The 11,952-nt window shown below is 30.2% G+C and carries 10 protein-coding genes; 8 read left to right on the plus strand and 2 right to left on the minus strand.

Annotated elements, in window-relative coordinates; all coding sequences use genetic code 11:
• Positions 1-379 precede the first annotated feature (379 nt).
• The 4 genes from C5Q98_RS07550 to C5Q98_RS07565 all read left to right on the plus strand — a co-directional run bounded on the left by C5Q98_RS07550 (position 380) and on the right by C5Q98_RS07565 (position 4,941).
• Complete coding sequence (locus tag C5Q98_RS07550) at positions 380-2,209, plus strand: DUF262 domain-containing protein (RefSeq protein WP_106013018.1); 1,830 nt, start codon at positions 380-382, stop codon at positions 2,207-2,209.
• Between the two features lie 26 nt (positions 2,210-2,235).
• The gene (locus tag C5Q98_RS07555) at positions 2,236-3,231 is read left to right on the plus strand and encodes a hypothetical protein (protein WP_106013019.1); all 996 of its coding nucleotides are present in this window, start codon (positions 2,236-2,238) and stop codon (positions 3,229-3,231) included.
• 152 nt (positions 3,232-3,383) lie between these two features.
• Positions 3,384-3,896 carry a tetratricopeptide repeat protein gene (locus tag C5Q98_RS07560; RefSeq protein WP_106013020.1) on the plus strand — a complete coding sequence of 171 codons (513 nt, stop codon included), beginning with the start codon at positions 3,384-3,386 and terminating at the stop codon, positions 3,894-3,896.
• 4 nt (positions 3,897-3,900) lie between these two features.
• Positions 3,901-4,941 carry a Rib/alpha-like domain-containing protein gene (locus tag C5Q98_RS07565; protein WP_106013021.1) on the plus strand — a complete coding sequence of 347 codons (1,041 nt, stop codon included), beginning with the start codon at positions 3,901-3,903 and terminating at the stop codon, positions 4,939-4,941.
• 298 nt (positions 4,942-5,239) lie between these two features.
• Here the strand turns inward: C5Q98_RS07565 and C5Q98_RS07570 are convergent, their stop codons facing one another.
• On the minus strand, positions 5,240-5,749 hold the full coding sequence (locus tag C5Q98_RS07570) for a hypothetical protein (protein ID WP_106013022.1): 510 nt from the start codon (positions 5,747-5,749) through the stop codon (positions 5,240-5,242).
• Positions 5,750-6,139: 390 nt separating this feature from the next.
• Between C5Q98_RS07570 and C5Q98_RS07575 the strand changes: the two genes are divergently transcribed.
• From C5Q98_RS07575 to C5Q98_RS07590, 4 genes are all read left to right on the plus strand, one after another.
• Positions 6,140-6,793, plus strand: coding sequence for a PH domain-containing protein (locus C5Q98_RS07575; protein WP_106013023.1), 654 nt, complete (start codon positions 6,140-6,142; stop codon positions 6,791-6,793).
• A 396-nt stretch (positions 6,794-7,189) separates the two neighbouring features.
• Positions 7,190-8,128 carry an ABC transporter ATP-binding protein gene (locus C5Q98_RS07580; RefSeq protein ID WP_106013024.1) on the plus strand — a complete coding sequence of 313 codons (939 nt, stop codon included), beginning with the start codon at positions 7,190-7,192 and terminating at the stop codon, positions 8,126-8,128.
• A gap of 58 nt (positions 8,129-8,186) precedes the next feature.
• Positions 8,187-9,224, plus strand: coding sequence for an ABC transporter permease (locus C5Q98_RS07585; protein ID WP_242967412.1), 1,038 nt, complete (start codon positions 8,187-8,189; stop codon positions 9,222-9,224).
• Positions 9,211-10,338 (plus strand): ABC transporter permease, encoded by a 1,128-nt coding sequence (locus C5Q98_RS07590; protein WP_106013026.1) that lies wholly within the window; start codon positions 9,211-9,213, stop codon positions 10,336-10,338. Before C5Q98_RS07585 ends, C5Q98_RS07590 begins: the two co-directional genes overlap by 14 nt.
• 188 nt (positions 10,339-10,526) lie before the next feature.
• Here the strand turns inward: C5Q98_RS07590 and C5Q98_RS07595 are convergent, their stop codons facing one another.
• Positions 10,527-11,657, minus strand: a complete 1,131-nt coding sequence (locus tag C5Q98_RS07595; RefSeq protein ID WP_106013027.1) for a hypothetical protein — start codon at positions 11,655-11,657, stop codon at positions 10,527-10,529.
• Between the last annotated feature and the right edge of the window lie 295 nt (positions 11,658-11,952).

Below are 11,952 nucleotides of genomic sequence, written 5' to 3' on the forward strand. Positions count from 1 at the left end.
ACAGTAGTAGATTTTTTAGGATGATCTACATGTTAATTCATGTGGGATCTTCTTTAATTATGAGTATAATGAATTTGTTAGACGAAAGAGTCTAAATTTTGATGAAAGATGTTTATGAATCTCATTAATAAATTTAGAGCTTAGAAAATTTGTGGCTATTTATTATGGTTGGTTAGTACATTTAATGTCTGTAAGAAGTTGTGGTGTATGATAAAGTATAGTTAATCATAATTCCTTTTTTTGAGATTTTAATAAAAAGAAAATATATACAAACTTATAGCAATGCTTTTGCTTATCTCAAGGTTTATAAGGTGAAGTTATACGAAGTCATGAAGTAAAATAAAATTATATTTCAGAGGAGAGTTAACAGGAGACATATATGGCGAAGAATATTGATCCAGAATTAAAAAAGATTGGTAACTATTTAGACTTAGATGAAAAATCTATATTTTCAATTCCAGAATATCAAAGAGCTTATTCTTGGGAGATTAAGCAATGCGATAAATTATGGCAAGATATAGAGGATTTTATTGATAGTGGTGGTACTGATCCATACTTTTTCGGCACTGTTATTATTAACTGCCAAGAGAATGATACAAAATTAAGTTTAATTGATGGCCAACAGAGGACATCAACCTTTATTCTTCTTTTCAAAGCTCTTTTATTAAGATTAATTCAAGCAATAGAAGAAACTAAAAAAGATGAAGAATCAGATGATCTTACTTATGGATTAACGAGGAAAAGAGATAGATTAATTCAAATTCTCTATAAAGTAAGTGATAGTCAAATTTTATCTGTGTTAAAGGATCTTGAAACTGCACCTACAGGACTGATTCTGGAAAACAACTCTATAAATGAACTTTATAAAAATGAACTCCAGATTATAATCAAGAGTCCAAGTTTTGAAATTGCAGAACAAAGAGTTGAAAAAATAAAATATAAGCAAAAAGATAATAAATATACTAACTTCTTTAGAAATTTTAAATTTTTCTATACAAAACTTGAAGGGTTATCCCCTTCGGAAGTAAATGTATTTGCAGAATATATTTTAGATAAATCCGAAATTATTGAAATACGCAGTTGGAATGTTGAACAGGCGATAACTATGTTTAATTCCTTAAACTCTGATGGAATGCCGCTTTTAGACTCAGATATTATTTCAGCTAAACTTTACTCTAATTCTGGCGAAGATAGAGAAGGTTTTAATATAAAATGGTCTGAACTTAAGAAGTTGATTATGGACTTAGAAGAAAGTAAAGTTACAGATATTGACAGCGTTTTGAAGCAATATATGTATATTAATAGGTCACAGAATAAAGAATATATTTCAGAAAAAGGATCCATAAATGTTACAACTCCTGGATTAAGAAGATTTTATACAGAAACTAATAATGAGCTTCTTCAAGATCCGATAAAACTTACAGCTAAACTATTGAAGGTAGCTAAAATATGGGATGCAATAAAAAATTATTCTATTGTTAAGTTATGTTCTAAATTTAATGAGAATTTAAATCTTTACTTAATTTCCTATTTGTTTAGGTTTGAGATAGATGAAATATCAGAAAAACTTGTTACAGAATTTGCAGAGGATTTATTAAGACTGTTTGCTATTTTAGAGCTAGTTGATATGGGTTACTCAAGCTCTAAGTTCAAAACTTTTCTATTTGGATTAAATATTAAATTAGTGGATGAAAATATAGAATTATCTGAAATAAAAGAAGATATAAGTCGCCACATAAATAAAGAGTGGAATAAAGAGGATATTGAAATAGCAGCTAGAAATTATACAAAGAATCCACTAGTGTTTTTAAATGAATATATTGCGTGCAACGCAAATGGACAAAAATTTATAATTCCTGAAAAATATGAAATCGAACACATTATGCCAAGAAGTGGTAAAAACATTGACCAAATAAGAGAAGATGCTGGTATTTCCGATAAAGAAGAGTTCCTAGATATTATTAATAAACTTGGAAATAAAGTTTTGCTAGAAGAGGATATAAATCGCTCAATAGGTAATGCTTGGTTTAGGAGCAAAATACAAAATTCAGTCAAACAGAAAAAAGGATATAAAGATAGTTGCTTTATGTTAACAAAGCAGATTATTTCAGATTTCAAAGATCAAGAAAGTCCATTTTGGACGATTAAAGATATTGAAGAAAGAACTAATATGGAAGCAAAGAAGATTGCAGATTTTATTTTTGGTTAAGATGATTGTCAGGAGAGTCAGTGGTTATGAAAATTTGTAAATTTTGCGGTACAGAGAATCAAGCATCTGTAAAATCTTGTTCTTCATGCGGAGGATATGAGTTCAAAAACAAGTGCAGTAATTGCGGTACGATATTTGAAGAAGGAAATTTCTGCTCAAAATGTGGAGTCAAAGCTGGAGTTCTGGCTAAAAAATGCCCTAGCTGTGATGCGGAGTATTATTCTGTAGCATGCCCAGATTGTGGTTATACTAAGAATTCTGATTCAATAACTGAGGTGTATATAACTAGAAGATCTGAACCTGATGAAAATAGAAAAACTTGGTTATGGGTTTTAGGGTGGTTATTAATATTCCCTGTTCCAGTTACAATTTTACTTTTAAGAAATCAAAAATTAAACAAGTGGATTAAAGGCGTAATAATTTCCCTTGCTTGGCTTGTTTTTATTGCTATGATGGCTTCAGCACCTAAATCAAATAATAAGCAAGTTAAAACAGGAGAATCACTGCAAGAGGTTATTTCAGAATCACAAACTAAAACAAGCAATATATTTTCAGGTTCGGAGTCCGAATCTGAAAATATAAAGGAAAGTGCTATTGAAGATTTAGTAAGAAAATATAATAGCTCCGCTGAGAATCAGCTCGTTTTTTTTGAAGATTTTGTTGTGTCAGATGAAGAAAGTTCTCATTATAGAATAGCGTTTAGACTTGCATCTTTTGAAAATGCTGTTGGAAAGTCTTATAAAATGGACGATCAAATTGTTGACATTATATCTACACTTAAATTTTTTGAAAATACTGCTGAATTCCGTATTTATTCAGATGGTGCAACACTAGAACAGTGTAAAGAATTGATTCAACATGCGTCCAAAATTCTTGACCCTACATTAACTGATGAGAAGATAAAAGAGACAATTGACTATGTTTCTGAAAATAAGAAAGCTAATGGATATTATTTTGGTAAATTAGGTTTATTACTTCTTGGTAATGAGGATAGAGGCTTTGATATAATGATTAAAAATTAAAATAGATGCAATATTCCTCAAAATGAACTTCTTGCTCTCATAATTAAGTTAGAAAATACTTTGCTATAATAAGCTCATAGAAGATGATATAAATAGTCAATTTCAATATCATATAAATTAAGCTTTCACAGCAGAAAGAGAAGGACAAGATTATGGATCTAAACAAAAACTTACTAACGAAAACAGATGAACTCGCAATTGAACGTAATGATGATTCCTACATCAATGCAAAAGGTGCGAATTTATATGGAGAACAATCTTATTCTCAGGCAGTAGAATACTACCACTTAGGTGCAGCCATGGGAAACTCTGATTCCATTTCAAACCTAGGCTATTGTTACCTATATGGACGAGATATTCCTCAAAATACAGCATTAGCTGTTGCCTACTTCAAGATAGCTTGCGAAAAGAAAAATCCAGATGCAGCGTATAAGTTAGGTGATATTTATAGCAAAAATAAATGGGGTCTAGAGGATAAAGAGCTTTCACTTTATTACTATAGTTTGGCAGTAGAATATATTATTGGTTCAGGATGGCAGACAAAAGGTAGCTTATATTATAATGATGAGTTACAAAATTTCCCTAGCCTTTGTTTTGCCTTAGCTAGAGACTTGGAATTTTGGTGCAAAAATTTCATTTGCAAATTATTCAGGAGTTCAATATGAATCTTTGGCAAAGGAAAATGCTTTATACAAAAGTGTTATTGGCGCAGTTATAACAATGACTAACCAAGAAACAGGTCAAGTATTTACATACACAACAGATGAAACAGGCTCACATCAATATATACCTGTAGGTAAATATTTAATGGAATTAAAATCAGTTCCAGATGATATTTTAGGAAGATTTGAATGGCCTGAGGCAAAAATGGTTGAAGTATCAGGTTCTTCTTTTAATGGATTCAATGTTGTAGAGTCTAAGAAAAAAGACAGTGAAGTATATAAACCTGAGGTTAAAGAAATTGAAGTTCCACAATATGGTGATTTGAATCCTGAAGATGGAATTGCAAACTTAAAAGAACTTCCTGAAGGAACAAAAGTAGAAGACATAACACCAGAAGAATTGAATACAAGAAAACCAGGTAAATATACAAGAACTCTTAAAGTAACATATCCAGATATGACAAGTACTGAAGTTGAAGTAACAGTTTATGTAACAGTTTGGTTTGGTGCTAGAATTTCATTTAGAAATCTTCCAGAAAATGAGTACGAGAGTTTAGAAAAAACTGACAAACCTTATAAGAGTGTTATTGGAGCAGTTATAACATTAACAAATCAAGAAACAGGAAAAGTCTACACCTACACAACAGATGAGACAGGTTCACATCAACATGTTCAAGCTGGTAAATATCTAATGGAATTAAAATCTGTTCCAGAAGAACTAAAAGATAGATTTGAATGGCCTGAAGCAAAAGAAGTTGAAGTAACAGGTTCTTCATTTAATGGATTTAATGTTGTAGAGATTAAAGTTGAAGATGAAACAGAACCAACAACAACACCTGAAACAAAACCTTCAACAGAAGCTACTACTGAGAAACCAACATCACCAAGCATGAGTGATAAGGCTACTAAACCAAGCAAGACAGAAGCCAAAAATGTTAATAAAACCGCAAAAACAGGTGACACAAGCTACATAGCATTAGCAACAGGTTTACTAAGCTTAGCTGTAGCAGGAGCATTATTAGTTAATCGTAAGAGAGACGAAGAATAATCCTAAGATAGTTTGTTAGAAATAAGTGTAATAACACTTAAAGAAAATTCACAAAAATAAATTTACCCTCTTTATTGGATAAGCCAGTAAGGAGGGTATTTTTATGGAAATAAGTAATGTAGCTGGTTAGGTAAGGATTTTTAAAATAGAAAAATAAATTTAAAAATAATATAAAATCACAAATACAGGAATGAAAACTCAACAAATACAGGAACGGAAACATCGCAAACACAGGAATAATGATAAAGTTTTTTAACCTATTTGTTATTTCTATTAATAGCGAAGATATATAAACCACTTACTCAATCATAATTTTCACAGCATTTTCGTAGCTATTTTCAGCTTCTTCCTCTATTTCATCTATTGCATCAATAACAATCTCCTTGCCAAACATACTTAGCAAAGTACTACCTCCTGCTCTAGAGAAAAAGCTTTTGCTGTTTAGTACCAAGGATAGTTGATCATCTTTCAAGTCATGTTCTTGAATAGTAAATCTATATAATTTATTTTTCTCAATTTGCTCTACATTTATATTTTCATCAATATTTAGCAAAAATAATCCTTGTTGAGGAATTTGGACTAGAGCTTTCTTTATAGTTACATCATCCATGACATAATCAGGATAAAGATCTACGATAGTTCCAGAGAAGCTTCCGGAAATTCTTGCAGATTCAGCAATTTCCTCTTTTATAGAGCTAGATCCACTGGTATCTTGGGGTGCTGGCTTTTTCGTTTCTTTTTCTGAAGTATTGCACGATACTGAAGTTAACAAAACTAGTGCAGTTAATATTGATACGACTTTTTTCATCTTTGTCCTCACTTTCTTCTGCCGGCCGCAGACTGTTAATTAAAGGTGAATCCCAAACGTCATTTATAGAGCAAACTGCAAAATTTAATTCACAGAATCATATAACATTATGGATAAAGTAAGTATACCAAAAACAAAAATGTTAAACTTGGATTAAATTAATATTAAAATTATATTTATTACAGCGAAGCCTATGGGTTTTTGCATATAATTAAATAGTAGCAAGATTATTTAATTTAACGTTTTGCTATTAATGAATGTCAATTGATAAGACAACAATAGTTGGCAGAAGGTAACAGTTGATAAAAATTAAAGGTTGCCAAAAGTCGACAAAGGTTGCCAAAAATCGACAAGAATTGACAAGAATTGACAAGAGTTAAGGAGGTAATTATGAAACCTTATTTTATAGATGATAACGAGAAGATCCTTTGGGAAGGTAGACCAAGCAAATTGATGTACTTCTTTAGTGGCTTTAATCTATTTGCTGTAATATTCCTGATTATTTGGTCAAGTATAGTGCTTGGCATATCAAGTCAGACTTTTACCATATCAAAAGAGTTCTGGAAAATTGCAGAAAATAATCCTTTCCATAATACTTTTGGCATGTTTACATTAATCCCATTCATCATGATTTTTGTAGTGTTCATTATTTTTGTATTCATACCAATAAAGAAAATTATTGAGTCATTCAGAGTTAGATACTACGTGACTGACTTAAGAATCTACATTGAATCAGGTATAATCGGCAAAGATATCCAAAATATTGAATATAGAGAAATTGACAAATTGAATGTTAATGTTGGTCTCTTAGGTAAGATGATGAATAGAGGTACAATTTCTCTAACACCAGATCGTAATTATTCTGATGGTGACGGTAGTTATGTCAGAAGTGGGTTCAAGCTAATTGGCGTTGAGAAGCCTTATGAATTGTTTAACATTATTAAGAAAAATGCTCTTGACGTTACAACTGACCAACAATATCCAAACGCTTACAGACCTGACAGAAATTCAGGCTACAATACTAGACTCGATGATGAGAGGTAATTAAGACGTTAGTAGATAAATCCGAATTGGTGTCTAGTCACAGCATGTAAGGCTAAAGCTAAAATAAAAATTCAAAAGCCTCGTGATTTCATTTGAGAAAGCGAGGTTTTTCTATGTGGAGTAATCAGAGTAGGGTGTTCTAGCTGATGTTGAAATTTAGAATGTTTGTCTTATTGAGATAGCCTCTCCTACCAGCATTTCATTCCTTGAACATTTCAATCCTACCAGTATTTCAATCTCTGAATACTTCATCCTTAACCTCATCTTAATACTAGGCTTAGACAGTTTTAGTATAATGTTTCTAGTATTTAATTGAATAATTTATACTTTTATGTTTTTGAATTGCAATTAAAATTCTTTGAAATTAGGATTTTATGGTATATGCAGGGGGTTATTATGGAAAATGTTGTTGAAGTTAGAAATCTTGTCAAAAAGTATAAAAACTTAACAGCTGTAGCTGGACTAGATTTAGATGTGCGCAAAGGGAAAATACTTGGCCTTTTGGGACCTAATGGATCTGGCAAATCAACAACTATTAATTGTATTTTAGCCCTTTTATCATTTGATCAAGGATCGGTGAGGATCTTTGGGGAAGAGATGAGTCCTGATAAATTTGATATTAAAAGTAAGATAGGTGTTGTTTTTCAGGATGTAGGAGTTTTTGAAGAATTAACAGTTTATGAAAATATAGATTACTTTTGTGGTTTATATATAAGAGATAAGGAAAAAAGAAAAGTTTTACTTGATGAAGTTATAAACCTTGTAGGACTAAATGATTTTGTAAAGTTTTATCCGAAACAATTATCTGGGGGTTTATTAAGAAGATTAAATATCGCCTGCGGAATCGCTCACAAACCAGAGCTTATCATACTCGATGAACCTACAGTAGCTGTAGATCCCCAATCAAGAAATAACATACTCGAAGGAATTAAGAAATTAAATGAAGAAGGCGCTACTATAATCTATACATCTCATTACATGGAGGAAGTAGATTTAATCTGTGATGATATTGTAATTTTAGACAAAGGTAAAGTAATTGCAAAAGGTACAAGCACTGACCTTAAGAACTCTATTAAATTATCAGAGAAGATTAGTTTTGAGAGTGATGATATAAGTGATAACTTCATAGAAAAGATAAAAAATCTAGAGCATGTGGTAAATGTTGAGTGTGATGGCAATCTCTACTATATAGATTTTGAGCGTGGGGATTATAATTTAATAAATCTAATAGATCTATTGAAACAAGAAAATGTTAAATATAAATCACTAAACTCTTCAAGACCTACCTTAAATGACGTATTTTTGGATTTGACCGGAAAAGAATTGAGGGATTAAGATGTTCAAACATGTTTTAGATAATACTTTTAAGATATTATTAAGACAAAGGGCTTTAATGTTTTGGAGTCTATTATTTCCTATAATTTTAGGTCTATTTTTTAAACTAGCATTTGGAAATTTGAATGAGAAACTAATGTTAGACCCTATTAATGTCCTAGTAAATGAAGAATTATATGAAGATGAAAATATAACTTCTTTCTTTAATAATATTGAGGATGAAAAAATATTAAATATTATTAAAGTTAAAAACAGTAAAGATATTAAACTAGAAGATCATATTGCATATATTAGAGACGTCGATGATGTAGTTGTAAAAAGTGAAGGATTAAAATCCTCGATTGTAACCTCTGTAATGAATTCTTTTATTCAGAATAGAGATACCATTTTTAGGATATTAGAGAGTAATCCTAACGCTAATATTAATGATTTAATTGGCATAAATGATTATATTAAAGATGAATCTAACAAAAATATGAACTTAGTAAACACATTTTTTTATACTTTAATTGGTATGCAAGCTCTATATGGATATACATGGGGAATGTTTGTTATATATCAATATGAGGCCAATTTATCTACTGTTGCCAAAAGAAATGTAATGTCTCCCTCGAGTATTAAGACGAGATTAATATCTGCCCTCTCTGTAGCATGGTTCATAAATACTGTAGTATTGATTATCACAATATTAGTTCTAAAATTCTTATTAAATGTAGAATTTGGAAATAATTATATAGGCCTAACAATATTAATATTATTATCCTCATTATGTGGTGTGAGTTTTGGAACATTAATTGCAACAGGTATTAAGGGTGATGTTAATAAAAAATCTGGTATTGGAGTCGGACTTACCATGCTCATGAGCTTTATGGCAGGCATGATGGTTTCTGACATTAAGATTCTAATACAAAGAAATGTTCCAATACTAAACAAGATTAATCCGGTCGCTATCATAACAGATGCTTTATATTCCATGTACTACTACAGCGATCTAACAAGATTCTATCAAAATATTATGTATTTAGCTTTAGTAACTTTTGTATTTATAGTGCTAACTATAATATTTACAAGGGGGAAACGTTATGAGCATCTTTAAGAATTACTTCAAAATTGTTAGAAAACATAAATTTTCTATCCTCTTATATACGATAATATTTTTAACATTGACTCTATTCTTCATGAATTCTGATACATCGAAGGATAATACAAATTACTCTGAAGTTAGAAATAACATATACGTTGAAGATAGAAGCAATAGTAAAATATCAAAAGCGTTAGTTGAATATATTGATAAAAAAGAAAACATCGTTAGTGGTTTAGATAAAGAAAACCTAGAAGATGAATTATTCTACAGATCGACAGATGCTATTGTTATAATCCCTGAAGATTTTGAAAATACTAAAGAAATTATCTATAAATCATCACCCCAAAGTATGTACTCATTCCTGGTAAAACAAAGAATAAATGAATTTATAGACAAAGTATATAAGTATAACGACAATGGGTACGAAATAGAAGATTCTATAAAATATGCTAATGATGACTTGGACAAAAGCGTAAACGTTCAGAAAATAAATGAATTGAATCACGATAGTGGTGATGAAAGTAATTCAAGATTTTATTTTAACTTTATGTCTTACCCCTTACTATCTCAAATACTCCTTGTAGTTACGCTTGTTATGTCTAGTTATTATAAAGATACACTAGACATGAGACACAAGGTGTCAGTAATTTCTGAAAAAAAGAAAAATTTAATATTAACTTTAGGACATTTGGTCTTCGGAGTTGTTTTTTGGTTACTATATATTATTATTTGTATAGTTTTAGTGAAAGATTTCGAATTTAATCAAGCTTTTAGTTTTGCCACACTTAACTCATTTGTATTTATGGTAACTGCCGTGACCTTAAGCGTGTTAATAGGGAAGTTATTCCAAGATCCTGAATCACTATCAGTAGTAATCAATGTATTGGTACTAGGCTCATCATTTTTATCTGGCGTTTTTGTTCCACAAGAAATAATGGGAGAGACTACCCTAAAAATAGCTAGAATTTTTCCAAATTACTATTATGTAGTAAATAATAGTTTAATAGATGAAGGTAAAAAACTCTCAGATCTAATGCCGAATATTTTAATAATGTTAGGATTTAGCATTGCATTTCTAATACTGACTAATGTAATTAAAAAGCCAATAACGAAGAATAAAAATTAGTTGTGATTTGATGGGGTCCATTTTTAAAGGCTTGTTTTTCAAATAGCTCCAAACCAAATTCTTATTGAATAGCCTTACCTTTTTGCTCTTATGAAACCTGCTACTATTGGATATCTTTTGGTAATAAAGTGCCATTAATAGTATTATTTTGATATATTCATAGGAAGGCTTCTTAAGTTAAATTTAATTTACTCATCAACTTTCACTCGCGTAAATTCATAACCTGTAATTTCTTTTAATTTTTCAAATGCTAGATATCTGGTGCTTGCAGTCGTGAAATACTCAACTTCTCCATCTGCTAAATAGTAATTAAAATGTTTTTTGTTGTCTGAATTACTTGAATTATCATCAATAACTTTATCGTTAAACTTGTCATTAAACTCGTATTTTTTATTATCTTTGCCAATGAAAGAATAAGAGTCAGCAGATCCTTCTAAACTTTTATATTCAGTTCTTTTTAGAATTTCATAAAGTACTCTATAATGCAAAATGTCAAATTGTTCAGTTATTAAATCATCCCATACATAGTTTTTGCCATTTGCTTTTACCGAAAAATGACTAATGAAACCATTATATTTTGGAGATTCCTTTATCAAAGATATTGGGTAGTCGTTGTTTGGTAATAAAATCTTCCTGGAACTTATTGCATAGTTTCTAAATGCAATATCTTCTAAGGTATCTATTTTATTTTTTATATTATCTTCTAGCGTAATATTTTTATCAAAATCTTTTGGGGAGAACCTCATGCTTGATGGGCTAGGGTTTTGCTGTTCTGCACCGTTATCAACATTTACTAAATCAAAAATGGCATTTACATTGATCTCCATATTATTTTCTAAGTTGAAGACCATAAGAAGGTAATCTTCTAATTCATGCATTTTTTCTTCAAGAGATTTTTGGCTTGTATATTTAAAATATAGATTTATTGCACCTGGTTTGTATTTTTCTCCAAATTTTAGTTCAAAGCCATTTCCCTTGCTTCCTAATTGATCGTTAATGAACTGCAGTTTTTTTACAGGATAATCAGTTTCATAGCCTTCGATTAGGCCTAAGCCAGCATTTTCTTTAACTATGCTATAGATGTTAAAAATGAAATTATCTTGCAAATCTTTAGACTTAAGTTCTACAGAAAACTCTCCTGGATTCTTAGCATTTTCGTTTGTTGATTTCTCTAAAATTTCATATCTTACATTTGGGAATTGTCTTCGAAAGTCATTTTCAATATCTGCTGCACTCTTTTTTATTCCGCATGAGCTCAAAAGAAGTATAGAAAGAAGAATTAATAGTAACCTTGCTTTAGGATTTATTATGTTTTGCATCTTGTAACTACTCCACCTTATCCTGTTTTTTCTAGGGCTTATTTATATATATTAAAATTATATATTTGGATTAAAGGCATAGCAATAAAGAGAAATTGAAAAAATTGAATGTTAATGTTGGTCTCTTAGTTAAGGTGATGAATAGAGGTACAATTTCCTAACACCAGTTCGTAATTATTCTGATGGTGACGGTACTTATGTTAGAAGTGGGTTCAAGCTTATTGGTGTTGAGAAGCCTTATGAATTGTTTAACCCTTTTCTAAATTCAATTTTTGTTAAGCTAATTATTAAATTC

This window comes from Fastidiosipila sanguinis (assembly GCF_002998295.1).
GTDB lineage: Bacteria > Bacillota > Clostridia > Saccharofermentanales > Fastidiosipilaceae > Fastidiosipila > Fastidiosipila sanguinis.

Bases quoted from the DNA above. Each gene is read 5' to 3' on its own strand.
- C5Q98_RS07555 (WP_106013019.1), top strand. From the start codon at position 2,236: ATGAAAATTTGTAAATTTTGCGGTACAGAGAATCAAGCATCTGTAAAA.
- C5Q98_RS07570 (WP_106013022.1), bottom strand. From the start codon at position 5,749: ATGAAAAAAGTCGTATCAATATTAACTGCACTAGTTTTGTTAACTTCA.
- C5Q98_RS07575 (WP_106013023.1), top strand. From the start codon at position 6,140: ATGAAACCTTATTTTATAGATGATAACGAGAAGATCCTTTGGGAAGGT.
- C5Q98_RS07550 (WP_106013018.1), top strand. From the start codon at position 380: ATGGCGAAGAATATTGATCCAGAATTAAAAAAGATTGGTAACTATTTA.
- C5Q98_RS07585 (WP_242967412.1), top strand. From the start codon at position 8,187: ATGTTTTGGAGTCTATTATTTCCTATAATTTTAGGTCTATTTTTTAAA.
- C5Q98_RS07580 (WP_106013024.1), top strand. From the start codon at position 7,190: ATGGAAAATGTTGTTGAAGTTAGAAATCTTGTCAAAAAGTATAAAAAC.
- C5Q98_RS07560 (WP_106013020.1), top strand. From the start codon at position 3,384: ATGGATCTAAACAAAAACTTACTAACGAAAACAGATGAACTCGCAATT.
- C5Q98_RS07595 (WP_106013027.1), bottom strand. From the start codon at position 11,657: ATGCAAAACATAATAAATCCTAAAGCAAGGTTACTATTAATTCTTCTT.
- C5Q98_RS07590 (WP_106013026.1), top strand. From the start codon at position 9,211: ATGAGCATCTTTAAGAATTACTTCAAAATTGTTAGAAAACATAAATTT.